The following is a 26,007-nucleotide window of genomic DNA, read 5'->3' as shown; positions in this document are numbered from 1 at the left end:
TGAAATTACATAACTCTCAAACTGATTCAACAATATCAATCCACTCACTTAAGTTTTAGTCCTATATGAAATTACATAACTCTCAAACCTTTCTTGCTGTTGTATCTCCGTAAGCTTTAAGTTTTAGTCCTATATGAAATTACATAACTCTCAAACATGGCGGGTCGTGGTTGGGGTAAGAATGGGTTTTAGTCCTATATGAAATTACATAACTCTCAAACAGTTTATCGGACTTGGTATATCCTTTTCTTGTTTTAGTCCTATATGAAATTACATAACTCTCAAACCTAATCCACAAAGTTAAAGGCTTGATGATGTGTTTTAGTCCTATATGAAATTACATAACTCTCAAACCCAAGGCTTCGTTTTCTTCTAAAACTTCATCGTTTTAGTCCTATATGAAATTACATAACTCTCAAACCTAAGCACCAAATACACGTTGTCCTCGATTAGTTTTAGTCCTATATGAAATTACATAACTCTCAAACATAGCCGTGTTTGTCAACAATATCTTTTAAGTTTTAGTCCTATATGAAATTACATAACTCTCAAACAAGATAGCCCTCTTCCTTAATCTCCGTATAAGTTTTAGTCCTATATGAAATTACATAACTCTCAAACGTGTACTTAAAATCGGCGATATATTCAATCTGTTTTAGTCCTATATGAAATTACATAACTCTCAAACAGATTCAACGATCTCAATCCATTCACTTAAGTTTTAGTCCTATATGAAATTACATAACTCTCAAACGAAAGCGATGTTTTTGATTTTAGATTGAACAGTTTTAGTCCTATATGAAATTACATAACTCTCAAACTATCTACATTAATTATACCATATTAATTATAGTTTTAGTCCTATATGAAATTACATAACTCTCAAACAATCTCTTTTCTCTTTGCAGCGGCTTCTTCAAGTTTTAGTCCTATATGAAATTACATAACTCTCAAACCTCGGTGCGATTATCCACCAATGCACTTTTGTTTTAGTCCTATATGAAATTACATAACTCTCAAACAAGACAGGAACCGATGAAAACTACTTAAAGGTTTTAGTCCTATATGAAATTACATAACTCTCAAACTAAAACATTGACCAACAGCTTGTACTATAAGTTTTAGTCCTATATGAAATTACATAACTCTCAAACACACCGAAGTCCGAACCGCTTCTATATAGAAGTTTTAGTCCTATATGAAATTACATAACTCTCAAACATTGGAAAGGAGAATTTATGAGCATTAATCGTTTTAGTCCTATATGAAATTACATAACTCTCAAACCTCAAATTCATGTTTGGGAGTTATTTAGTCTTGACGATAGCTATATTTCACATAGGTCTTGGTCGACTATTCTTAAGTTTTCACAAGTTTTGACTTGTCTTGTGATTTTATTTTGTAGGGCTAAAACCTTAATTTCATTGTAGCATAAGAATTTACTTAGTTCAACTAAGTCTTCTTCAGTTAAAAAGCTATCAAGGTTTATTATTATGAATAATTTTTTATCTAATAGGTCTGCTGTGACTTTTATATATTCGATTAGTTTTTCAATTATTGAATTTTTATCATAATCAAATTCAATGGCTAGGGCTTTAAAAAAGTTTTGATAATTAATACCCCCTGCTGTTAAGGAGAATCTTGACATGTGAATCAAATCATCTGCTATATTCGCCGCCAGGCTTTCCATTTCGATTTTTTTATTGAAAATTTCCTCTGAATTTATATCTTTTTCAAGTTCTGTGTAGAGTTTTTTTAAAATGTTTGCATTGTTGGCTTCTAAACTGAAGAGGTCAAAGATTATTTCTGTGACTTTTGATAGGTCTACTTTTTTAAAATCTTCTATTAATTCAAATTCTTCGCTCCCTCTGTTGGCTGTTTCCATGAGGGCTTTTATGAATTTCGTAAAGTATTTGGTGTCTTCTATTACTAGAGTGTTTATGGTTTTGGATTTGATTTCAAATGAGTTTTCCAGGTATTCTGTTACAAGGTTCATAATATTATCAATCTCCTGTCATCTGTTATAAATTCTTCTGATATATCACCTACTAATATTTCCATTCTTGAAAATTGTTTTTCGGTTATCGTAAACATTTGGACCAGGCCTTTAGGTGGTTTGTTTTCTCAGACTCTATTTGTTATTAGATTTGCCATGCTTTGGTTCAATGCGATTTTGCTATATACTGATTCTTGCATCATCATGAATCCATTTTTGATTAAAAATTTCCTAAAGTCCCTATAACTTTTCACGTCTTCAACGGTAAGTGTTGGAAGATCAAACATTACTATTAGTCTCATATATCTATAGCTCATAGGTGGGGAACCTTATTAGGGATATGTCTCTGTTGTTTAGTGCATCAAAAACAGACCTTACATAGATGTCTATGGCTTGGTTGATTCTAGTTTCTTTGTTGTCTATGCTGACAAAGTTATTTATCAAATTTATTAGTTCGATTTTTTGTTCTTGATCAAAGATTTTTTTGACGCTGTTGTACACATGGTCATCAACTATTGCCCTCCAGGGTTCAATTAGGTCGCTAGAGAGATTGAATTGGTTAAACATATTATCATGAAATATGCCAATTTGTGTTATATATCCATTGGATACGACTTGCCTATTGATTGACGATAGTAGGATTGAGTATCCGTAATTTAAGGCCGCATTAATATTTGAATCATCACTTCTTGAAAAGCTCTTGCCAAATAGGGCGTTAAAATAAACTTTTGCTGCGTGCCCTTCTCGGTTAGTTGCATCTTTAAACTCAACTTCGTCGATATATTTTTCCAACATTTTATATTCAGGCTTCTTGCATAATTTCAATAAGTTCATTTGATTTTTTATTTTTTGCTTTACAATTAATTGCCAAACGTCCCCCTTAATGTATTCATCCCATTTTATTTGCGTGCGAATTTTTTCGCTGGTGTTATAGGATGAATAATAAGGGGCTACTTCTGCGGCTGGATTTCTTTTTTCGTCACAAAAGATTAATTTTATTTTGTTTTTTACAATTTCATTTAATAGTGCGAAAGTTATTGAGGCCTCAGTTGTATTAACAATTATATGAGATATATCCTTCAAATATATTTTGTGAATCTTGTTGCCATCTTGCCTAACGACAAGATGGCTTAATTTTAATTCAAGTTTCGCCCTATTTTCTATTACAACAACTCTCCAAGTCATAACTTCAACAGATCAATTTCATTTTCAAAAAGGCCAGTGATGGATTGATTTATGAGTTTGACCTCTTTATAATTCAATCTTTTTGATAAAAGTGTTTTTCCAGATGCTTTAATTGGCTTTTTGGTATTCTTATTAATGTTTCCTATCAAGCTTAAATCAACACCGTTATTAAGGCTTTGAAATAATAGAAGCATTTCTCTTACAACAAAAGCTTTATCTTCTATACTAATATTCATAAAAAGATTTCTTCCAGTTTCGACAACTTCTGATAAATTTTTAATTCTATTGGAAAAAATAGAATTTTTTAATTTTTCAAGTAGATGATCATATAAATCTATAAGATCTTCGGTTTTAATGTTATCTAATATAGTTATCTTAGAATCCTTATCTTTTGCTTTTCTATCAATAAATTTGTCAATTTTTCTAATTGTTTTTTGATCAGTCTTATTCAAGATAAGCTGTACAGCAGGAGCAATAAGATAGTAGTCATTTGTTTTTCCAGTTATGTTGTAATAAAATCCGTCTACTTTAATTAAGGAGTTGATTTTTATTTTATCAACCAGTATTTTAGGATTTACTAGGCCGAGTTCATTTTTCAAATAATTGCTGAGGACTGCATTACCCCTATGTTTGCATTTATTGTATATTATTATTGGTACTAATTCCAGGTTTTTTTCTCTTCCATTATTGCCATCAGCTTCTACCAAGATAAAGTACGCCGAGCTAGCCTTGTTGTATCCACCATATTTATCTATATCTGATTTTTTAGAGTTTTCTTTTTGTGGGACTTGTCCTTTTCCTTTTCTTAATAATTTCTGATCAAATAATTCTCCAGACCTTATATAGGTCATCCTAGTAACCCTATAGTTTGTCCCCTCAAGTTCTTTTTTAACTCTCTTAATGGTAGCATTTTTAACAGTGCCTTTTTCATCGTCTGCTATCCAAGCTGTATAGCCTCCACGTTTTACGTCATATTTAAACATATTTTCCAGGTTGTAGGTCCTGACTTTTTCTTTTTCTTTGTCAAAGTTCATAGGGTCTTTGGTGAATTTTGTATTATAGACATTCCCAACCACTATATTTATATAGGCGTCGTGCATGTGATGGAGGTCGTTGACTGTGCGACATTTTACAATATCAAATTCCTGTCTGAATCTGCTAGCATTTTCTGCCTTAGAGTAAACTATTTCTGAATTTTTACAAATGGTTTTTAAGAGATTAGCAGTTTCTTTAGTAGCCTGCCTGGTCTCAACTATTTGCCTTTCAATAAATTGAACTAGCTCCTCATCCTTAAATCCTGTCCTACGAGTTAATCTAGTGTATTTCTTTTGCCCAATTAGTCCCTTATCATAGAGCATTTTCCAATAAGCATAGCAATTTTTATTCAAAACCTCGTCAGGGATCGGGTATGAATTGCCTTTTTTGCTGTTTAAATCTTTCTTAACCAGAACTCTGTTTTCAATTGAGTCGTCGTAGATTTTTGACTTTGGATAAATGTGGTCCTGGTCATAGATATTTTTAGATGAAAGTTCTGAAATATCAATTGGCTCAAGGCTGTACATACACCTACCAAGTTGGGTGTAGTAGAGATAGAGATTGTCCCATCTAAATTTAGATGCATCTTCTCTTTCAATTTCACTTAACAGATAATTGTACCTTTCCTCTCCTATTTCTGCTATAAAGTCTTTTTTGCCTTTCTTGTAAAAATCTGATAGCTGATCTTTTCTAGATTCTTTTCTGACCTTGACCTCTTCTTTGCCCCTGGCCATTTCAATAAAGATTTTTTCCGGATCATTGCCCATTATATTTCTAATTTCATCAACTATTCTTAAACTTTGCCATAGCATTCTCTTAACTGAAGGTGATAGGTATAATTCATCAACCATTTCATATGACAATTTTCTTTCGTCAATTGGATTTAGCTTTTGAATTTCTTCTGTAAAGGTGAAGCGATTGCTCAAAAGTTCCATCAGATTGTGATTGTATTCACGCATAAAATGCATAATCGAGCCGCTCTCTCCAGTTTCTTTATCAGCGCCTTCCGCTTTAATCAAAAGTTTTTCGCTTAGCCTGCCCCAATCTTTATAGTTAAGGGCGGACATTTTTTTGATTTCATTATCCGTAAAATCATTCTTGTAAGCTGATTTGATTTTCTTTTGCAGGTAGAATTTGTCGTCTACATACAAGACTATTAGCTTTATAATTTCTTCAACTTTTGCCCGACAAGCATCTGAGTCAATTTTTTCTCCAAGTATATTTTTAAAATCTATATAAGAATTTAAACTTTGCTTGAAGTCTCCGTCTGTGCCGGACAACAATATTTCACCGGTTATATTGAAATCTTTTTTAAGCAAATTGGAAACGGCCTTTAAGGTTACTTTTTTCTTTTCTTTAAATAAATTTTCAAATATGCTCTTCTTTATTTCTTCGGTGATTGGCATTTCATTTAATTTTAAATTGTTGAGTTCATTTAAAACCATATACTCATTGTAGAGAATTGAGGCTTTTGGCAAAACTTTTTCATCTTTTAAATATGTGCACCTGCCAATTAAGTTATCTATAAACTCTTCCCTTGAAGAATCCAAATCAACAACATCTTTAAAGTTCCACGGCTTAATTTTGCTATCTTTGTGTTTTTTAATCCAAGCATATTTTGACTCAGGATTTAATGGACCAACATAATATGGAATCCTGAACTCCATAATCGAAGCAATTTTGTCACAAACACTTCCATACTCATCTTTTTCATTTAAAAACTCATGGTGTTTGGATTGATTTTCAAGGATCTTATTAAGCTCCATAAGTTTCAATTGATAAGGAATAACTCCGTTATCGGAAGATTTTATCTTTGGCATGAAATTTTTAAATTCCACATCCTCTAACATCTTATCCACTGTTTCGAGGTCACTTTGATTACCACCAGCTTTATTAATATTGTCTTTGAGCGTTTGCAAATGCTTCTTTATAAAATTATAAAAAGTCTCCTGGTCAGCAAATTTATCTGCCTTTACTCTCTTATTATTAGAAATACTTGACTTTGTATAAGCCACGTAGTTTTCTGTTGATTTTTCACTCCTAAATATATTTGTATAAGCAGCTTTATTATATTTCCTAATAAGGCGCTTAAATTCCTTGAGATCGACTCCATGCTTATCATATTTTTTTACAAAGGCGTTAGAAATGTATTTATTGCCATCTTGTGATTTATCAGCTTCTTTTAATAGATTTTCAAGTATAGATGAATCATAAATTTCTTTTAAAATATTTACAAGGGCAATTTTATCACCCAAGGCCAATTCAAGCTTGCTATAATTTTTATCGTAATCTGCATTAGAGAACTCCACTGATTCTATTATAGAATCATCAAAGTCTTCTGGATTTTCAAATAAATCTGCTAGATTTTGTTTACTACCAATCATAATGGCAGATATTGCCTTTAGAAATTTTGTATCTCCAATAATACTTTTTAATTCCTTCTTTTTTGTATTCTTTCCAAGAGTTTTATCAGATAAAGTCGTGACTAACTTCTTCATGTCTTCGCTATTAATTTCAATATCAGTATCATAATAATCATGCACATGTACTAAAAGTTTATTAATTGCATATTCAATAGAACCATTGTTATCAAATTTTTGTCCCTCAAAAATAAAATGTCCTCGATTTTTAAGTAAGTAATGGCAAGCTAAATAGACCAGCCTAATATCCTTTTTGCTATCATCTTCAATCAAATCCATAAGGAGGTGGTGGATGGTCGGATATTTTTTGTGGAAGTCCTTATCTTTAAAATCCTTATCGTTGAATAAAGTATACTTGGACTTTAACTTTGGATCTTTGTCTTCCATATAAAGGTCACTGTTATCTAGGCGCAAGAAGAAACTCGGATCTACTTTAGCAATTTCTTCAGCAAAAAAATCCTGCAATAAATTTATGCGTTCTTTTTTTCGGTCGAGCCTACGTCTTGCACCTCTAAAAGTTCGCCTTTTTTCAGCGGTTTTTGCTTCATCAAAAAGACGCACTCCCCACATCTTTTTTCTGTTAAATTTCAAAACATTGTAAGATTCATCTGTTACTGCCCAACCAACAGATGAAGTACCAATATCAAGCCCGACATAATAATCTTTTAACATATTTTATAAGACCTCCTTAAAAAATTTGACAAACAAGTAATTTAATGTTATAATATATATGAAATTACATGACAGAGTTCAAATAAAAATTTATTCAAACCGCCTATTTAATTATAGGCCGCAGATGTTCTGCACTATGCTTGCAAGGTTGCAAGCTTTTTTATTGCCCAAAATTTATGCAGTCATTCCCTTCTTGTATTAAAAGCTTAAATTTAAAACAACTTCTATAACACATTTTTATTTTAATACTGATTAATCACTTTATTCTATTATATCATAATCATGCTTTTATTTCACAAATAAAAAGTGTTTTAATTTAATTTTTATAAGTAAATATAAAAATATTTTTGTCCATTGTGTTAATCGGTTTGCTGGTAATTCCCTTGAGATTGTTGCAGACAATAAGGCAAAGTTTTGACCGGTTTTGTCCGCAATGAAGTCGCATCTGCAAGAGCGTCTCGAGTGCACAAAAAAAGCAAGCACTTTTCATGCTTGCTATAAAAATTTATTTCTTCCCTTCTAATTTTTAATATCACTGTCACCAAGTTTTTTAAGTGACATCAATTGTGTTCTAGCAAGATTTCTAAGTTCTATCATTCTTTCTTTTTGATCTAATCATTTTTCAATTAAAATTGCATTATAGCTTTCCATATTTGCAAGCACCAATAACTCATTTAAACTCGCATAGTCTCTCATATTACCCTTTAAATCCTGATTTTTTTCACGCCACTCTTTAGCAGTTTTATTAAATAATGCTACATTTAGCAAATCCGCTTCACTTCTAAACGTGTCGATTTACACACGGTTAAAATTTATATTATTTAAAACTCACGTAAAAAGACCGCAGCATAAAACTACGGTCTAATTTTTTGTCCAAATGCAAACCACTTGGAACTACTATTCGATTTATTCTTTTTATAAATATTCCCATTTTAATCTCAGTTGCAGTTTTTCATCTTCTATAAACGTTCAAAATACTAGGTTCTTTTTTCTAATTTCATTAAATCGTCTAAATATAATACATTTTTAAATTTTTAGTCCCATCAAAGTCCCAAAGCCTCAATCTATGTCTAGTTTCCAACCGTCTTTGATACAATTAAACTATTCCTCTTAACCTTGAAACTCTTTACATTTGGGCATAGAAAAGCACCTACTAAGTACAAGTAAATGCTTCCCTATGATTATTGATATCTATTATTTAGATACTGTTCATTTGCCTTTAGCAACTTCTTATAGTACTCATCATAGCTCTTGCTAAATTTTCTAATAAGTGGAATTGCTATTTCATAATATTGATTTTCCTTCATAAAGTTTTTAAGCTTATCCTGGATCTGTTTCATCATGCTATTTTGATACTCTTCACTATTTTTATAGCTTTCATAATGAGAAATTACATCTTCATTATCTTTCATCCACTTTTTTGGATTCTCAACAGCATCGAGTTTAGCCTGATTTATATCCTTTAAGGTTTTCATATCAAAGGGTGAGCTAATCTTCTCAATGTATTTTTTCTCTTCTTCAGTTAATTCAAACAAAGGAAGCCTATCAAGATAATCTATATATTTGTAAAAGGAATCCTTATCATCATTTTCTAATGGTTCATTCAAAAATGGTTGATAGGCAGCAAAGAACGTTTGTCCAAAATATCCAGGAAAAGCAATTTCCAGTTTTTCATAGATAGTTTCTTTCATCTCAAGTAGTGAAACTTTCTCATTGATTAGTTCATTGCTTTCGCCTTTAACAATCATTTCCAGTATTGTATTCCTTTTTTTATCAAGGTCCAATTGATGTTGTTTTTCCCTTAAAACAGAAAACAGAGTATCACCACCTGACGATATACACTGACCAATATCTGAGATACTCATTCCCAGTTTTCTAAATATAGATACCTTTTTCAGAATTTCTAAATCCTTAGTACTATAGTCTCTATAACCATTCTCAGATTTCTGAGGATAAATGAGTCCTTTATCCTCATAGTATTCGATTGCCTTTCTAGTTAAACCCGTTTCTTTTTGAATTTCACTTCTTAACATGGTTATCTACCTCCTTTGATTAAAGGATAACACGGTCCCCAACGGACAGGTCAAGCCCCATACACTATATAAAATTCCCACTTATATATAAGCCAAAACAGTGACTCAACATTTTTGTGAAGTACTTATTTTCTTTTTGATAAATCTTATTCAAACCGACACTCAAACCGACAATTTCTTGTCGCTTTTAACTGTACAATCTATCAAAAAAAGACCCTAACACTTAAGTTATGATCTAATTTTTATTCAAATGCAAACCACTTGGAACTATTCTATATTTATCCATTTTCCTAAACACGCTGTCTATTTGCGAGAAGCCGTAAGATTCACCAATCGAGCATCGCTCACACTCGCTCTCTTGGGCTAGGTCTTCGAAAACGGATACATTTTTTAAATTAAGACTTTTTAGTCCCGTCCCAGTCCCAGTACCGGATAAATATTGTTTTAATATAATATCTGTTAATCTTGTTTATCCAGTTTTCAAATTAATCTTACTTCGAATTTACTTCATTTTTACTTTTTGCTTTGTGGGTTTAAATCTAAATATATTACTTGGTAATTATCCATTCTATGGAGATAAGACAAAAGATTTAGAGAACCTTAAACAAGGAGATTTTGTTAAAATATTTGGAAAAAATATAAACATTGATAATAACGGTAAAGAATATAAAAATGTTCGTATTTTCTCTTCTAAGCTCTTAAAAGTAAAAGAACAAGTATAAAAGGGTCAAGACAAGTATAAAAAGTCCATATTAGTGCAAATAAAAAGCTTAGAGACAGACGACAAAGCTAGTTCAAATAAGAAATGCCACAGCAAATGTGTAGATAGATAAATATCGGCAGTTTTCGGACTGCCTTTATTTTTTTGCTAAGTTTAACGCAGTAAATCATATAATTGAAAGGAATCTGTATTATATGCTCTAATTAGATAGTTAATCTATACATTTAGAAAGGTAAAATATAGAATTGGAGAATGATATGGGATTTTCATATAACCAATTATGGAAGTTATTAATAGATAAAAATATGAAAAAAAACAGACTTACAATGTGCAATCGCAACAACACCCAAGACAATAGCAAAAATGGGAAGAGACGAAAATGTAAGTCTAGAAACATTATGAAAGATTTGTGAGTATTTTCAATGTGATATTGGAGATATTATTGAATATAAGTCATTGGGAATCAAGTATGATAACGGAATTTGATAGTATTCCAAATTCCAATGCTGGTAGAAGGCTACAATGCTTATTAAAAACTGAGCTTGCTTTAAATAATATTAATACAAATAAAGATAAAATAATTTTAATTGAAGAGCCAGAAAACCATTTGTCATATTCTAACATGAATAATTTAATTGATATTCTACAAGAAAATAGTAATAAGGAATCTAGTCAAATAATTATTTCAACTCATAGCAGTTTTGTTTTAAATAAATTAGGCTTAGAAAATTTAATACTTTTATCAAACAAAAAAAGCTCTAAAATTACAAATTTAAGTAGTGATACAGAAAAATATTTTAAAGCTATTTCAGGATACGACACATGTGGAGACGGGGGTGTTATTGTTAAGAAAATAGAATAACAAGTTATAAAAGTGTTGAAATAGGTACTTTTAGGATTTTAAAAGAAATCATTTTTATAATAAATTAAAAATCGTGTTGGTAGAAAAATCGTCTACTTCTACCAACACGATTTTACAAAGAGCCAGTACTTACATCTCTTTTTCTCCTGTAAAACTATTGTATCTTGATACTTTAAGGAGTTTCAATCATTCGGTCTGTTAACCGTTATTTTTTTGGATCTAAATTTAATAAAATAGCATTAATGGCGACGATGACTGTTGACACAGACATTAGGATTGCTCCTAATGCAGGGCTTAATGTGATACCAATAGGAGCCAAGATTCCTGCAGCTAGAGGGATAGCTATAAAGTTATAACCAGCTCCCCAAAAGAGATTTTGTTTCATTTTACGAGTTGTTTTGTGTGCTAATTCAATAAATGATTCAATATCTCCTGGATCAGATTGAGTCAAGATGACATCAGCTGAATCCAACGCCACTTGAGTTCCTGCACCGACAGCTATTCCAACATCTGCCAAGGCAAGAGAAGGAGCATCATTGACACCGTCACCCACCATGATAACTTTTTTTCCTTCTTCTTTAAGTGTTTTTACTAACTCATATTTGTCTTGTGGAGATTGATTTGATCTATATTCAATCCCTAAATCTTCTGCCGCGCCTTGAGCTGCTTTTTCATTATCACCTGTTGCCATAATTGGCTCTATATTGTTCTTTTTAAGAACTTTAATTAACTCTTTGCTCGTTGGTTTTAATTCATCCCCTAAAGCTACAGCGCCAATAGCAACATCATTTTCTACTAAGACACTGAGAGTTGCTCCTTTTGGAATATCCATATCCAGATTACGTCCGTAGGCTTTTTGGCTGATTAATTGGTAACTATGGCCATTGGCTTTGCCTTCTACGCCAGCACCGGAAATCACATCAATCGAATCAAAAGATGCTGGACTTATACCTTCTTGGTCGGCGAAACTTATAATTGATTGAGCAATCGGGTGACTAGACCCTCCTTCAATACCTGCCAGTAAGGCAATGATTTCCTCTTTTGTATATTTGTCATTAAGAAGTTTTACATCTAATACTTTAAACTCACCAGTTGTTAAAGTACCCGTTTTATCTAAAATCATCACATCTGCATCTTGAGCTATTTCTAAGGCTTGGCGGTCTTTCACCAGTAAGCCACGGCTAGCTCCTAAGCTTGTGCTACGGGCGGTTACCAATGGAATAGCCAGACCCAATGCGTGCGGACAAGCAATAACTAATGTAGTAATAGTAAATATAACTGCCGTTGGCACATCTTTTATAACCATCCACACTACAAAAGCTATTAGTGCGACAGTTACCGCAATATAGAAGAGCCACCCTGCAACCTTTTGCGCAATATTTTCTGCTCTGGAAGGCTGACTTTGAGCTTGGCTAATTAAAGTCTGTACTTGAGATATAAAGGACTTATCACCTGTCTCATTTACTTTAATATAAAGAACTCCTTCTCCATTTGTCGAGCCCCCGATCACTTCATCGCCAGGGCCTTTTTTTACTGCTTTTGATTCTCCAGTCAAAAGAGCTTCATTTAAACGTGATTCTCCACGCTCGATAATCCCGTCTGCTGGCACATTTTCTCCGGCTTGAACACGAATTAAATCACCTACCTTTAAGTCAGCAACTGGTCGTGTTTCTATTGAATCGTCATCTAATACTACATGAGCATCTTTCGGCACTAACTTAGCCAATTCTGCTTGTGCGTCTCCTGCTTCTCCAATAGCTTTCATCTCAATCCAGTGACCTAATAACATGATTAATAGTAATGAAGCAAATTCAAAGAAAAAGTCCATAATTTGTTCACCTGTTACGTAGCTTGCTATTACAGTATAAATACTATATAAATATGAAACACTTAAACCTAAAGAAACGAGAGCCATCATTCCAGGTTCTTTTTGTTTAAATTCGTCAACTGCCCCTTGATAGAATGGACGTCCACCATAAATAATTAATATAGTAGATAAAATAGCTACTACAATATCAGAATATCGAAAAGAAAACTGGAATGGTAGGTCAAACCCAGCCATAGGGGATAAGAGCATAATAATGATTCCTAGTGGCAATGACTTTAAGAAAAGTTCCTTAAAGTTTCCATGATGATGATGCTCATGCCCACTGTGTCCGCTGTGATCATGCCCACTGTGTCCGCTGTGATCATGCCCATTGTGCCCGCTGTGATCATGCCCAGCATGATGTTCTTGATGTTGATCCTTATGGTCTCCATGTTCTTCCGTGCTTATGTGCTCATGTTTTGAATGATCCATGTCGCCATGATTATGGTGACTATGGGACGAATATCTGTTGTCATTATTCATTTTAAATTCCTCCTTATGTTTAATGATGATGTAAATGACATTTGCATTGTCCTTCTGGACAATTGCAATCCACTTCTTCTACTGCGAAAGATTTTTTCATCTCTAATATTTTTTCTAGTCGATCTATATCATCGAAGCTTAAAACATGATCTTCAATGATGCTTCCTATTACATTTCCGACTTTCTTATTGCAAATACGGTTAAAAATATCTTCTGCATAATCCCTTACGGCTTCTGTCTCTTCAATATTGGCAGTGTAAATAAACTTTCTACCTTCTTGCTCTGTATTTAGTACGCCTTTTCCAACTAATCGACCTAAGATCGTTTTGATAGTGGATTGTGTCCAGTCCATTTTTTCTTGCAATACGGAAATCACTTTTTTACTAGTTACTCGATCATTTGCCCAAACTACACGCATGACTTCCCATTCTGCATCTGTAATATAAGTATTAAATTCTATTGTGCTCATTCTCCTTTCCTCCTAGTTGTCTACAGATGTGAACAAATATCCTCAAAATAAGTTTACCATTGTAAACGAATTATGTCAAGTCTTTTTAATAAATGTAAGCAACGCTTATAGCTTTTTATCTCTCCACTTCCTTCCCATAATAATTTTCATCGTTTTTCCTATACTGAACAAGGTCTGAAAATTGCTCTTTATTTAAAGAATACTTTTGCATAAAGGCTCATTGAATTAGGGATTTTAGAAAACTGATTTAGAGAGTCTTTAGGTGGTAAGTAGAACGGCTATGAGTTTAATGCTCATAGCCGTTTTTGCGGGTCTGTAAATAATTTTGTGTATCAACCTAAATCCTGATATAAGGGTAAGGGTTGATAATTGGGATAAGATTTGATCCCAGCCTCGTATTCTATATGTCCATATGATGATCTAACTGTTTTTTTACTAGTACCATTTCTTGTATTTAATGATAGTGGTTTTTCTCCATATTCATAGTGTAAATGCTAATCTAATTCCGCTTTTAAAAGTTCTTCCATTGTATCGCCTAGAAGGTCTTTTAGAGCTTCTTGAATATCTTGTGCGCTTTGAGGCTGATATTCTTCAATTAACATTTTTGCTTCTTTTTGTTTCTGGTCTTTTTTGGGCATAAAAATTCCTCCTGATTAGTTTTTACTTACCCTAATCAGGAGGTTTATATACACAAAATTTTACACAGTCTCCGCCATGGTCATTTTTTTCTTTATTTAGATTCTCTTTTGTTAATTGAACAACAATCTAATCTTTCATTTCCAAAAGATTTTTTATTTTCTTTTGCTAGTTTTTTCAAGAATTTTTCCCATCTATTTTTTATAGATTCAAATATTTTAATATTTTTTTACCTCCTCGGGTAATTATTTGTAAATTTTTTACAATAATATTATACCAGAAAAAAATTATTTTTTCAATTTTTTATCTCTCCACTTCCTTCCCATAATAATTTTCATAGTTTTTCCTATACTGAACAAGGTCTGAAAATTGCTCTTTATTCAAAGAATACTCTTGCATAAGGGTATTCTTTTTTGTAATTACCATACTAATAACCAGAGCTATTTTTTGATTTATTTAGAATTAGGGAATGTATATCCCATATTTCTTTTGATAATTTTTCTATCTTCTTATTCATTGATTCGATTTCATTTTTGTAAATAACACCAGTTATATTAGTTGCATTTGCAATCTGATTTATATTGTTTGTTGCATTTGAAAGAAGCCATTGGAAATGTCAAAATAAATTAATCCTCGTAATATGTAGACAAAAAGACCGTAGCTTGAAACTACGGTCTAATTTTTTGTCCAAATGTAATCCACTTGGTACTATTATTCAATTTATTCTTTTTTACAAATGTTCCCATTTTAATCCCGCAGTGCTGTCTATTTGCGAGATGCCGTAAGATTCACCAATCGAGCATCGCTCACACTCGCTCTTTTGGACTAGGGCTTCGAAAACGGATGCATTTTTTAAATTAAGATTTTTTAGTCACGTCCCAGTCCCAGTACCGGAAAAAATAATTATTTATAGTTATTCTACATAAATGCACAAATACATCTAGCCAATAATAAAAATAAAACTATGCTAAATATTTTCATTTGAATTTCTGCTTTTCATTATTCAAAAAATCTCACAAAACAATATTTTTTATAAAAGTAATTAGGTTACTAAATCTAAAACTATTTAAAAAAAATATTATACTAAACGGGTATATTTTTATTAAAAAATACTTACACGTAATGGTTCCATTTAATACGCGTTTCAAAATAAAGAACAAGTTTAATAAAGATAGCAGAGTAAAGATCGCGAGTAACCATATAAAAATATTGTTGGTAATTTTTGAAAATGTATTCATCGTTGTTCCCGCGTCCCAACCAGTGTATTGGGAGCTATTCAGAATTGCAAAACCATATAACGGTATAAAAAATAATAAAAATAAAATTATTCTATCAATATATTTTTCTGCTGTTTTATATCTCATAATCCCCTCTACTAATAAAATTTTAATAGTCAACGTTTAAAAAAACATCTTCTATTAATGCAATTATTGTATCATAAAAATTTTCACTTTTGCAAAAATATGTAATAAATTCTCTTGTAATAATTCAAATATATAAAATATCCTTAATGATCATGAACCTAATTCTATTTTTGAAATAATGCATATAATTTTTGATTATGAAAAAGACATGAAGTTGAGACCTTCAGCAGAAGATGGAGAAATCACTGGACTTTTATCAAATGATGTAGACTTCAATAATTTTCTAATAGAATGGAATGAGATGAGATGAAAAAAAAGCATTATAACGATGAGATAACAGACGAGGAATTTGAAGATTTGAAGGTAAATTATCCCGACAGTATAAAAAAAGATTATGTTCCTTTTGAAGAAAGTAATCTCAAACGCTTTCATAACTCGATGTCAGTCAAAGTTCCACCGGAAATAAAATAGGCACAGAAAAAGCACATAACTGAAAGATTCTATGATCTTAAAGTCATGTGCTTTCACGATATAATTTTTTGAATGAGCCAGACAAATTGCGATTAGTATTTTATCGCCATTCTTGGCGAAGAATCCTCATCATAATAAAGTCACTGTACTCGTTGTTATAGTAGTATCCTTGCTCTTGAATACCTTCTTGCTTAAATCCGATTTTTCTATAGAAATTCAATGCATTGGTATTCATCTCTACCACACCAATTGCCACTCGGTTCATTTCATAGTGATCAAAAGCAAGGTTCAGCATAAGTCTAATAGCTTCTGTTCCATATCCTCTATGTTGCATTTTAGGGTCAGGGATGATAATCGAAAGATCAGTACAGTTCCAGGTAGGCCACATTCGTAACAATCCCGTTTCACCTATTATATTCCCCTCTAAATCTGTAATCGTATACCATACTGAGTCTTTCTGTTTATGACCATTTTTAATCCTCTCTTTCTCAGCTTCTTCATCAGTAAATTTTGTAAAGCCACATTGGAACATGACTAATGGCTGATTGTACCAGTAGGTAAAGAATTTCACATCTTCGATTTTTTGCTCACGCAATATAATATTGTTACCCTTAATTTCATTAATCATATTATTTAATATACCTCCAAATACTTCATTACACACATAACTTCTAATTTACCTATCCCGACAGACAGGGATTTACCTCTACAAACGATATATCATCAGTCCATCGATACTACCACACTTTTGAAATCCATATTTTTCAGCTATCCGAATACTACTTTTTTGTTCAGGTAAACATTCAATCACTACCTGTTTACCTGAGTTTCTAGCTTTTGCTATCATCCCTGATGTCAAGCATGATGCAATCCCTAACCCCCAAAAGGAAGGTTCTAAAACCCATCCAATCTCGACACTCTCTGAATCATAATCATGATAAATCACATATCCGATGAAGTCGTTATCTTTTTCAACTGCGTATATCAATGGTGTCTCAGAAAGACCGGATCGAAATAGGAATTGCTCGGCCTGCTCTTTTGTATAGGGTGCTTCGAGATATTGCATTGCTTTCGAATTCGACAAAAGTTTGTAAAGCGGTTCCAAATCACTGACTGTCATTTTTCTAATTCTTATATTCATTCATACTCCACAACTTCTAATCTACCATTCTCTATTTTCCACAAAAGCCTCCCACCAAAACGATGGAAGGCTTTCTAAAATTTTTTACCTACCTTATTGCCCTTCAGTCAATAAGTATCGCTCGTAAAACTCGCTTAATTCAACAACTCCCTTTTGAATCTATTTTTCTCGCTTTTTATATCAAAACAATATCATTTAGAGAAATTCGCTATATCAAAATCGCTAAAACCTTGTGTTTTCAACGGTTTTATAACAGTAATATATTTGCTTCCGTTCTATCAAATTTCGCTAGAAAATTTGATGAGAAAGGCACACGTCGCAACGAGCAAATAATTCGAAACAAGCCTTTCTCGCAAATTTAACGCGAAATTTTTATTCCCATTCTTCTTTTCCAAACGTACGATATATACCAAACCATTCAAAATACTATATTCTATTTTTTAGAGTATCACTAAATCCATCTAATTATAGGACGTTTTCAGATTTTTAGTCCCGTCCCAGTCCCAGTACCGGAGAATAAAATATAAGAATTCCCTTTAATTTACATAATCCTTTATATCTTTAAATGTTTTTGTATTTTTAGTCAATGTAGAAACATTTTTAATCCCGTCCCAGTCCCAGTATCGGAAGATTAGTCATGATTGTGTTTCTTCGATCTTAGTTATTTTAAATTCGTAATCATTTAAATCATTATTAATTGTTGAGCCTTTATAATAATTATCAAAATCTTCAACTCGTCTAGTAATAACTTGATTTTCCATTTTTTCTTTACCATTTTTACTCTCCTGCTTGAGAATTTCATCTTTTTCATAGAAATAATCACTATTAGATTTTTTATTTGATTGCATACGTTCAAATTCTTTCCATTGATCTAAAATTTCATCTGCGATCAACTTTAATGAATCTTCAGTTCTATCAAAATATTCATCTGTTAAAAATTTAGAAATGACATTTATTATTGCATATTTCCCATATCTTAATCCTTCTCCATAAATGGTTTTATCAACTATTTCTTTTTCTCTCTTACCTAGATACTTATACACTAAATACGAATAGTAAATTCTATCATATTTTTCAGAACCAAGATTTTTATTAAAGAACCTATCATAATCGCTCATAGTGTATAGTGTATCTTCTGAACTTCTTCTCGCTACATTAGGCTTCCCATTTATTGCATATACAATTCTTATTATCGTATCTCTTTCAATAATTTGATCCTTAGTTATATAACCTTTTTCTAAGCCTTCAGAAAATTCACCTGTCTTTCTGTGATAAAAATAGCCATAATTACTAAACAAATAATTTTGAAAATCTATTTGAACTTCCGTATTTGATTTTCTATCAGCTACAGTGACCTTACTTTGATTATTTGTTGTTAATGAAAGATCATCTATTAATTTTTGTTTATTCTCTTCTTCTTTCATTTCTTCATCAAACGTAATAACTTTAACTAAAACTTCTTTATTATCAAATACGCTATTATCTATGTTTTCATCCTCAAAAATAGTTGCTAAGGTATAAGCGGTTTGACCTCCATTTATGATTTGGGGATTTAATAATCCTAATTCCCCCATTCCATCTCTTCCAGTCCTTGAAGTAAATGATGTTTTATCAGAAAGTATAGTAAGTCCATTATTAAATAATGCAAATACATTATCTGAGCGATTTATAACAGAATCTTTTATCGATGCATTTACTTCATTATTTGATGCTCCCAAATAACTTCTTGGATTATATTTTAAAATTGAATTCTTATAATTACTCATTAATTTTGCAATTTCAGCTATTGGAACGAAAAATAACTGTACAGATGTTGTAAATTCGCCTTCTTTTACTAAATAATCCATCGTATAATTATTTTTTGAACCTAAATTTAAGTTTACAGATATGTCTGTTGCCTGATGCACCGTTCCCCTCACAATTGGAAACACTAATTCTTTATATGCCTTCTCATAGTTATAAATTTCAAAAGGTAATTCTAATAATTTCTCCATTGCAGCAGCCAACCCTTTATCTACATTAGCTAAAATTATTACGTAAAAATTATATCTACTAATTTGCTCTATTTCTGACAATTCACGTATTAACCCTTTTATTTTTCCATTGTAATCTTTGCCGTTTTTGTCCGCTTTTTCTCCTTTGCTTATCCTATCTATATCCATCTTATTTATCTCGTCTAAAGATATAAACTTTGTTTTAAAATTCTCATCATTAGTTCTAAATTTTGATTGAATAAAATATATTTCTTTTTTCTCATAATCAATATAATAAGCATCTATACCACCATCTTGTGGACCATCAGTTATAAATTTTTCTCTTTCTTCAAATGTTAGCAAATTAAATTTAGCTTTAAGAAGCAAATGAATATAAGCTCTTGAGTTTGCAGCATTCACTTTGTTAATATCATTCATATCTGGATAATAGCTTTTATAAGATTTAGGAGCCTCCTTTCTCAGTGCATTTAAAGTATTAATTAATAACTCATATTTATTCATATAAATTCTCCTTGTAAAATATGTTTCTAGGAATAAATTTTCTTCCTACTTCTTCGATTTTTCTTCCAAACTCTTAAGACTTGTATTGTTCAATTTTTCAATTGACAGCAGCTGAGTTCTAGCAAGTTTTCTAAGCTCTATCATTCTCTCTTTTTGTTTGATACCTTTAGCAATTAAAATTGAGTTGTAACTTTCCATATTTGCAAGAACTAAAAGTTCATTTATATTTGCATAATCTCTCATATTTCCTTTTAAATTAGGATTTTCATTTCTCCACTCTTTTGCTCTTTTATTAAATAATGCTACATTCAACATATCCGCTTCACTAGCATACTTGAATTATAATTGTTCATTTGTCAAATCTTTAAGAAGGTATTCTTTTATTGCATCGGTATGGATTTTATAATTAATCTTTGATATTTCTCTATGCAGATTCCAAGTTAATGATAATTTTGAGTTTTCATCTTCTTTTAGTCTTTTATAATCTTAAATAATATATAGCTTAAATTCCGGAGAAAGCCAAGACGCAAATTCCATAGCTATATCATAAATGAGCATACGTTCCTCCATACCTGCCTGCTTTTGAAACTATACCTATAGCATCTGTAGATTCTATCCATTTACTCGGTGTCATCGTAAATCTATTTAAACCTGCCTCATTTCTATACGTGCCGAATTTCACACGGTTGAAATTTGGATTATTTAAAATTTCCCATAATACTATAAATTTAAGCGTGTTCATTTAAATTTATTATATCATATTTTAAAAACTAATTACATGTCTAAGATTTTTTAAATTTGCTATCTAAGCTAAAATTACAAATAATTAAAACTCACACAAAAAGACCGCAGCTTAAAACTACGGTCTAATTTTTTGTCCAAATGTAAACCACTTGGAACTATTATTCAATTTATTCTTTTTTACAAATGTTCCCATTTTAATACCACAACGCTGTCTATTTGCGAGATAAAACGGAATTATTTCGCGCTGTGCAGAATGTTTAGGAATGAGGCGTAGTCATACCTACGCCGCAGTGACTAAAAAGGCGAACACTGCAAAAAGGCGCAATTTTAGCCGCAAATTTATTCCCACTCAATGGTTCCCGGCGGTTTCGAGGTAATATCATACACCACCCTATTAACTTCAGGGACGCCGTTGATGATTCTTCGTTGTGCTTCGTCGAGGAATTCAGGGTCGAATGGGTAGGCGTCGGCGGTCATGGCGTCGGTCGTTCTGACGGCACGGATGGCGGCGAGGTAGGAGTAGGTTCTCTTGTCGCCTTGGACTCCGACGGTTTTGATGTCAGGAAGGACTGCAAATGCTTGCCAGATTTTTCCGTAGAGGTTGTATTCGTGGAGCATGTCGATGTAGATTTTGTCGACTCTTCTTAAGATGTCGAGTCTTTCTTCCGTGATTTCTCCGATGACTCTTATTGCAAGGCCCGGTCCAGGGAACGGGTGACGGTCGACCATGTGGTCAGGAAGTCCAAGGAGTCTTCCGACTTTTCTCACTTCGTCTTTAAAGAGCATTCTCAGCGGTTCGACAAGTTCGAAGTCGACGTCTTCAGGAAGTCCGCCTACGTTGTGGTGCGATTTTATTACGTCGCCTTTTTTTAGTCCGCTTTCAACAACGTCAGGGTAGATTGTTCCTTGTACGAGGAATTTTGCATCTTTTGCATCTTTTTTCGCATCTTCAAATACGCGAATAAATTCTTCACCGATGATTTTTCTCTTTCTTTCAGGCTCCGTTACGCCTTTAAGTTTTTCAAGGAATCTGTCTTTTGCATCTATTTTTTTGAATTTTACGTTGAATTTTTCTTTGAATACTTTTTCAACTTCTTCAGCTTCGTTCATTCTAAGAAGTCCGTGGTCGACAAATATGCATGTTAAGCGGTCGCCGATCGCTTTACTTACAAGTGCCGCCGCAACGGATGAGTCGACTCCTCCCGAGAGGCCCAAGATTGCGTTTCCGTCACCGATTTTTTCTCGTATTTCTTTTATGGATTTTTCGATGAAGTCTTCACTCGACCAGTTCGGGGTGATTTTTGCTATTTTAAATAGGAAGTTTTTAAATATTTCCTGTTGATGTTCCGTGTTATTTACTTCCGGATGGAATTGGGTTGCATAGAGTTTTCTCGATTCGTCGGCAATAGCCGCGGTGTTGCAGTTTTTTGTCTTTGCAATCGGTTTAAATCCTTCAGGAAGTTTGTCGATGAAGTCGGTGTGGCTCATCCAAACTGCTCCTGACTTGAGTCCGTCGAATAGAAGAGATTCTTCGTAGTTTGCAATTGCTTTTCCGTATTCAGCTTCTGACGGATCCGCTTTTTGTACATTTCCTCCAAGCATGTAGCCCATGAGTTGTGCTCCATAGCAGATTCCAAGGATTGGCACTCCGATTTCGAAAAGTTTTTCGTCAGGGTGTATTGCATCTTTTTCATAGACGCTGTCCGGACCGCCTGTTAGTATTATGGCTTCCGGTTTTTCATTTTTTATTTCATCAATTGGTGAATCGCCGGGCAATATTTTGCTGAACACGCCGAGGTCTCTAACTCTTCGTGCAATCAGTTGCGAATATTGTCCTTTGAAGTCAAGTATTATTACGCTCATTTTTCCTCCTCTGATTTTTTATTCTATTCCTATTATACATTTTTTCGCACTCCTTTTTCAAGTTTTATTTATTATTATTTTAAACAATTGAATTGTGGGTATAATATATTAATAAGGAGGAATTTTTTATGAAAATTTTATCAATTGTTATTTCAATTCTTATGGTGTTTTCATTGTTTGCAACTTTTGTAAAGGCTGAAGACTCAACGGAAAATGTGGATATATCCAAATATGTGATAAAGGCAAGGGATATTTTCGGCGTAAGTATGGATTACGACGAGGTGAACAGTAATGTCGGTGATCATTCCATATCCATAAATTGGAATATGAAAAACGATTACAGCATGAGTGAAAGAATCACTTTCGATTTTAACGGAAATGTTTTGAATTACAATAAGAATTTTGACGATTACAAGAGATTCAACAGGACTCTCGTCTCGAGGGAAGATGCAAAAAAGACGGCGGATGCTCTTGTGAAAAAGCTTTATCCAAAGAGCGAGCTCAAGTTTGAAAATTTGGAAGTTGTCGACTCAAAATATAATTTGAACTATAGACTTTATTCAAACGGTGTGCGCGTTTACGGTGCGGTCGTTCAAATTTCTTTAAACAAGGAAGACGGCAATTGCTACAGGGTTGATTCAACCGATTCGATGCAAATGTTTTTAAGATATGATGCTAAAGTTGATGTTTCGGGAATCAAGGGCGAAGGCGAAGCTTTTGAAGCGATAAAGAAATCATATCCGGCAAGACTTGATTTGCTGAAGTCTATCGACGAAAAGTATGTTCCATATTATACTTGGAACAAACGTCTTATCGTCGATGCAAAAGATTTTTCAAAAGTCAAGTATGACTATTGGAGGTCCGAATACGGTGCCAACACAAAGGATGCTAGTGACGAAGCAGCAGAAAAATCGATGAGCGAAGTCGAAATAAAAGAAAAGGATAAGATTAAAAATTTGAAGACCAAAGAAGAAGCACTCGAAAAAGCGATTTCGTTTTTTAATCTCGACAAGAAAAAACTTAAATCCGGAAATTTGTATCCGATTTATGGAACCGATTTTTACAATTACAGTTTTAACTTTAGAAACGACAACAAAGGCCGCAATTATTATTTTGCAAGTGCGACAGTCAAGGCTGATGATTTACTTCCTACTCAATTCTATACTTCCGACGGCAGAAACGACGAAAGAAAAGCCGATGCATCAAAAGTTGCACCTTGGGTAGATAAGATTAAAAATGAGTTACCGTTCTTTGATGAGTACAAGGAAATTCTTGATGATGACGAAGACGATAATGATCGGGGCTATTATATCAGAAAACATTTTATGAGAAAGCTCGGCGAGTATTTTGTGCCGGACGATTCGATTTATCTCACATTTGGTGCTGACGGTCTTTCAAATTATGGACTCACTAGAATTTGGGGCGACATCGAACACGAAGACAAGAAGATTTCAAGCGACGATGCTTTCAAAAGACTGAAAGAAAACTTCGGATGCAGACTTTATATTTTGCCTATTGTCGACGAAAACAGAGAAAACATAAAGGAAACAAAACTTGTTTATGCAATCGACACCGGTATGAGATCTCAAAAGGTTCGTGCAACCGACGGTAAAATCGGATCTGATGACGAAAAGTATTTGAATTCTCCAAAAGGCTCTGAAGATGATGCAGAAGTAAAAGATGCTGTCATTTCAGGTTTCGGCGTTATCGACAACAAGGCATACGACGACACCGCAACATACAAAGACCTTCTCTACAATCTTTCGTATCTTTTCTATGAAAATATGAACGAAAACACAGATACAATGATGAAGAGATTTAAGGATTTAAAGATTTTCGACAAGGAAACTCTCGACGCTCCTGTTTCACGCGAAACTCTTGCAAAGGCTCTCGTCCTTAAAAAGCTTTCGCTAAAACCAGAGGACATAAGGACGGATGTTTTTAACGAAGATATAAAAGCAAAAGAAAAGGCATATCCTGCTCTTATGATTATGCTTTCCGGCGATTTCAAGGATATGGACTTTGAAGAAAATGCAACTGTCCATGAAATGCTTAAGATGATTTCAAGTATAATTTTCAGATAGTTTATGAATTTTAAGACTCACATTTATGTGGGTCTTTTTTATTTTAAAGAAGTTTAATTGCATTCAATTTGACAGAGGGTAAAAAAAATGGTAGAATGTTTTTGTTGTAGGTATAAAAGTAAGGAGGAGTTATGACTCGTAAATTTTTATATGGCATTCTGGTATGCTTTATGATTTTTTTCTCCGCTGTTAAAGCAAATGCTAAAAGTTATAAAATTACCGTGAATGACAAAGAAAACAAAGTTGATTTGAAAGGAGAAGACGAACTTAAATCTTATTTTAAGAAGAATTTTCCTGATTATAGAATTACAAAAATCGACGATAAAACAGGAGTGGTAAGCACGGAGGCGCTTATCGAAATTAATCTTGTTGACGGCGAAACTAAAAAGACCGTCAAAGTACCGAACAAAAATGTCGGTGAAATCATGAAGTATCTTGGAATCAAGCTCGGCAAAGACGATTTTGTTTTGCCTGCGGAAGACCAAGTGCCTGAAGATGGAAAGATTACAGTTTTTAGAACAGTAGAAAAGATTGTTGAAACTTTGAAAGAAAAGCCTTTTGAAGTTTTGGAACAAGATTCAACCGACCCTGCACAAAAAGAAGATATTGTGCTTAGGGAAGGTGTGGACGGTTTGAACAAAGTTTTCAAAAAAGAAAGATATGTAAACGGTGTTTTAAAATCAAGCATCGTGGTTAAAGAAGAAGTTCAAAAAGAACCGATTGACAAGATTGTAAAGGTTCCGATGAAAGGCATTGAAGCGATTACAAGAAGTGCTTCAAGAAGTTATGTTATGAATGCAACCGCTTACGAAGCAGGTCCGCTCTCAACCGGAAAAAGACCGGGACAAAGAGGCTACGGCATCACCGCATCGGGCACAAGAGCAAGACGCGGCACTGTAGCTGTCGACAGAAGAGTTATTCCGCTCGGAACAAAGCTTTATGTAAAGAGTCTCGACCCGAATTATCCGGACTACGGTTACGCAATTGCCGAAGACACCGGCGGTGCAATCAAAGGAATGAGAATCGATTTATTTATGAATACTGTTTGGGAATGTTTCCAATTTGGAAGAAGAAAAGTTAAAGTTTTTATTTTACCTGCAAGCACGCCTGACAGTTTGTTCAGATAAATATTTCACAAGTTTATGACTTGAATCATAATAGAGACAAACTCGGAAAAATTATTCCGGGTTTGTTTTTTATGGCTCTTTGTCAACAATGGGGGAGGCTTGCATAAAAACAAGCCTCTCTTTCATTTAAAAATACACATTATCAGTAAAACATAACTACTAAAAATAACTCTGTTCAATTTCTCGGATTTTTTGCATGGCAAACAAAACCCCTAGGGGTTTTCGCCGCCGCTGTTACATATTCTTTTCTATTTACACATCAAAAATATTCTATTCCTAAAACTATCGAAGTTTCTAAAGCCGTAGCTTATTCTTTTTAATGTTTTTATTTTTGTATGC

The 26,007-nt window shown here is 33.0% G+C and carries 17 protein-coding genes, 10 pseudogenes and 1 CRISPR repeat array (1 of these 28 only partly in view); of the genes and pseudogenes, 8 read left to right on the top strand and 19 right to left on the bottom strand.

Annotation, left to right across the window (positions count from 1 at the left end; translation table 11 throughout):
- Positions 1–1,287: direct repeats of the CRISPR family, unit length 36 nt; unit sequence GTTTTAGTCCTATATGAAATTACATAACTCTCAAAC (it extends 148 nt beyond the left edge of the window).
- Positions 1,288–1,327: 40 nt separating this feature from the next.
- The 6 genes and pseudogenes from csn2 to C7381_RS00085 all read right to left on the bottom strand — a co-directional run bounded on the left by csn2 (position 1,328) and on the right by C7381_RS00085 (position 9,341).
- Entirely contained in the window at positions 1,328–1,996 is a 669-nt protein-coding gene (gene csn2 / locus C7381_RS00110; RefSeq protein ID WP_116479436.1) for a type II-A CRISPR-associated protein Csn2, read from the bottom strand.
- A pseudogene (gene cas2, locus C7381_RS00105) lies at positions 1,993–2,313 on the bottom strand (CRISPR-associated endonuclease Cas2). The gene csn2 and the pseudogene cas2 overlap by 4 nt, the downstream one beginning before the upstream one ends.
- Positions 2,303–3,181 (bottom strand): type II CRISPR-associated endonuclease Cas1, encoded by an 879-nt coding sequence (cas1, locus tag C7381_RS00100; RefSeq protein WP_116479435.1) that lies wholly within the window; start codon positions 3,179–3,181, stop codon positions 2,303–2,305. The pseudogene cas2 and the gene cas1 overlap by 11 nt, the downstream one beginning before the upstream one ends.
- Positions 3,178–7,308: a type II CRISPR RNA-guided endonuclease Cas9 gene (gene cas9, locus C7381_RS00095; RefSeq protein ID WP_116479434.1), complete on the bottom strand. Its 4,131-nt coding sequence runs from the start codon at positions 7,306–7,308 to the stop codon at positions 3,178–3,180. The genes cas1 and cas9 overlap by 4 nt, the downstream gene beginning before the upstream one ends.
- Positions 7,309–7,827: 519 nt before the next feature.
- A pseudogene (locus C7381_RS00090) lies at positions 7,828–8,094 on the bottom strand (KilA-N domain-containing protein); the annotation flags it as partial.
- A 395-nt stretch (positions 8,095–8,489) separates the two neighbouring features.
- Positions 8,490–9,341: a MerR family transcriptional regulator gene (locus C7381_RS00085; RefSeq protein ID WP_116479433.1), complete on the bottom strand. Its 852-nt coding sequence runs from the start codon at positions 9,339–9,341 to the stop codon at positions 8,490–8,492.
- 563 nt (positions 9,342–9,904) lie between these two features.
- Between C7381_RS00085 and C7381_RS08665 the strand changes: the two are divergent.
- The 4 genes and pseudogenes from C7381_RS08665 to C7381_RS08655 form a co-directional block, all read left to right on the top strand.
- A pseudogene (locus tag C7381_RS08665) lies at positions 9,905–10,174 on the top strand (hypothetical protein); the annotation flags it as partial.
- Positions 10,175–10,319: 145 nt separating this feature from the next.
- A pseudogene (locus C7381_RS08815) lies at positions 10,320–10,464 on the top strand (helix-turn-helix domain-containing protein).
- Between the two features lie 3 nt (positions 10,465–10,467).
- On the top strand, positions 10,468–10,548 hold the full coding sequence (locus C7381_RS08810) for a hypothetical protein (protein ID WP_425433149.1): 81 nt from the start codon (positions 10,468–10,470) through the stop codon (positions 10,546–10,548).
- On the top strand, positions 10,532–10,924 hold the full coding sequence (locus tag C7381_RS08655) for an AAA family ATPase (protein ID WP_245893653.1): 393 nt from the start codon (positions 10,532–10,534) through the stop codon (positions 10,922–10,924). The genes C7381_RS08810 and C7381_RS08655 overlap by 17 nt, the downstream gene beginning before the upstream one ends.
- Positions 10,925–11,129: 205 nt before the next feature.
- On the opposite strand, the gene C7381_RS00065 is transcribed toward C7381_RS08655, so the two are convergent.
- From C7381_RS00065 to C7381_RS00055, 7 genes and pseudogenes are all read right to left on the bottom strand, one after another.
- Complete coding sequence (locus C7381_RS00065; RefSeq protein WP_116479432.1) at positions 11,130–13,274, bottom strand: heavy metal translocating P-type ATPase; 2,145 nt, start codon at positions 13,272–13,274, stop codon at positions 11,130–11,132.
- 19 nt (positions 13,275–13,293) lie between these two features.
- Positions 13,294–13,743, bottom strand: coding sequence for a CopY/TcrY family copper transport repressor (locus C7381_RS00060; protein ID WP_034546793.1), 450 nt, complete (start codon positions 13,741–13,743; stop codon positions 13,294–13,296).
- Between the two features lie 115 nt (positions 13,744–13,858).
- Positions 13,859–13,954 (bottom strand): annotated as a pseudogene (locus C7381_RS08640) (mobilization protein); the annotation flags it as partial.
- Positions 13,955–14,135: 181 nt separating this feature from the next.
- Positions 14,136–14,397: pseudogene (locus C7381_RS08805) on the bottom strand (transposase); the annotation flags it as partial.
- A gap of 76 nt (positions 14,398–14,473) precedes the next feature.
- The gene (locus tag C7381_RS08745; RefSeq protein ID WP_281261742.1) at positions 14,474–14,602 is read right to left on the bottom strand and encodes an LDCC motif putative metal-binding protein; all 129 of its coding nucleotides are present in this window, start codon (positions 14,600–14,602) and stop codon (positions 14,474–14,476) included.
- An 80-nt stretch (positions 14,603–14,682) separates the two neighbouring features.
- Positions 14,683–14,796: pseudogene (locus tag C7381_RS08635) on the bottom strand (mobilization protein); the annotation flags it as partial.
- A gap of 10 nt (positions 14,797–14,806) precedes the next feature.
- Positions 14,807–14,995, bottom strand: a pseudogene (locus C7381_RS00055) (plasmid mobilization protein); the annotation flags it as partial.
- An 890-nt stretch (positions 14,996–15,885) separates the two neighbouring features.
- On the opposite strand from C7381_RS00055, the pseudogene C7381_RS08650 reads away from it, so the two are divergent.
- Together C7381_RS08650 and C7381_RS08630 are read left to right on the top strand one after the other, a co-directional pair.
- Positions 15,886–16,118 (top strand): annotated as a pseudogene (locus C7381_RS08650) (helix-turn-helix domain-containing protein); the annotation flags it as partial.
- The gene (locus C7381_RS08630; RefSeq protein WP_245893681.1) at positions 16,101–16,214 is read left to right on the top strand and encodes a carbamoyl-phosphate synthase large subunit; all 114 of its coding nucleotides are present in this window, start codon (positions 16,101–16,103) and stop codon (positions 16,212–16,214) included. The pseudogene C7381_RS08650 and the gene C7381_RS08630, both read left to right, overlap by 18 nt.
- 100 nt (positions 16,215–16,314) lie before the next feature.
- Here the strand turns inward: C7381_RS08630 and C7381_RS00040 are convergent, their stop codons facing one another.
- The 5 genes and pseudogenes from C7381_RS00040 to guaA all read right to left on the bottom strand — a co-directional run bounded on the left by C7381_RS00040 (position 16,315) and on the right by guaA (position 22,457).
- Positions 16,315–16,842 (bottom strand): GNAT family N-acetyltransferase, encoded by a 528-nt coding sequence (locus tag C7381_RS00040; protein ID WP_116479430.1) that lies wholly within the window; start codon positions 16,840–16,842, stop codon positions 16,315–16,317.
- 78 nt (positions 16,843–16,920) lie between these two features.
- A complete protein-coding gene (locus C7381_RS00035) occupies positions 16,921–17,355 on the bottom strand; it encodes a GNAT family N-acetyltransferase (protein ID WP_116479429.1) in 435 nt (144 codons plus the stop codon).
- Between the two features lie 635 nt (positions 17,356–17,990).
- Positions 17,991–19,850 (bottom strand): AIPR family protein, encoded by a 1,860-nt coding sequence (locus tag C7381_RS00030; RefSeq protein WP_116479428.1) that lies wholly within the window; start codon positions 19,848–19,850, stop codon positions 17,991–17,993.
- Positions 19,851–19,895: 45 nt separating this feature from the next.
- A pseudogene (locus tag C7381_RS00025) lies at positions 19,896–20,589 on the bottom strand (KilA-N domain-containing protein); the annotation flags it as partial.
- A 344-nt stretch (positions 20,590–20,933) separates the two neighbouring features.
- Positions 20,934–22,457 carry a glutamine-hydrolyzing GMP synthase gene (gene guaA, locus C7381_RS00020; RefSeq protein WP_116479427.1) on the bottom strand — a complete coding sequence of 508 codons (1,524 nt, stop codon included), beginning with the start codon at positions 22,455–22,457 and terminating at the stop codon, positions 20,934–20,936.
- 128 nt (positions 22,458–22,585) lie between these two features.
- Between guaA and C7381_RS00015 the strand changes: the two genes are divergently transcribed.
- Complete coding sequence (locus tag C7381_RS00015; RefSeq protein ID WP_116479426.1) at positions 22,586–24,541, top strand: YcdB/YcdC domain-containing protein; 1,956 nt, start codon at positions 22,586–22,588, stop codon at positions 24,539–24,541.
- A 131-nt stretch (positions 24,542–24,672) separates the two neighbouring features.
- Complete coding sequence (locus C7381_RS00010) at positions 24,673–25,668, top strand: 3D domain-containing protein (RefSeq protein ID WP_116479425.1); 996 nt, start codon at positions 24,673–24,675, stop codon at positions 25,666–25,668.
- A 248-nt stretch (positions 25,669–25,916) separates the two neighbouring features.
- Here C7381_RS00010 and C7381_RS08800 read toward each other — a convergent pair whose 3' ends face one another.
- Positions 25,917–25,997, bottom strand: a complete 81-nt coding sequence (locus C7381_RS08800) for a hypothetical protein (RefSeq protein ID WP_425433148.1) — start codon at positions 25,995–25,997, stop codon at positions 25,917–25,919.
- Positions 25,998–26,007: the final 10 nt, after the last annotated feature.

This window comes from Ezakiella coagulans (genome assembly GCF_003096635.1).
Classification (GTDB): Bacteria; Bacillota; Clostridia; order Tissierellales; family Peptoniphilaceae; genus Ezakiella; species Ezakiella coagulans.
This window is presented reverse-complemented; position numbering and strand designations above follow the sequence as displayed.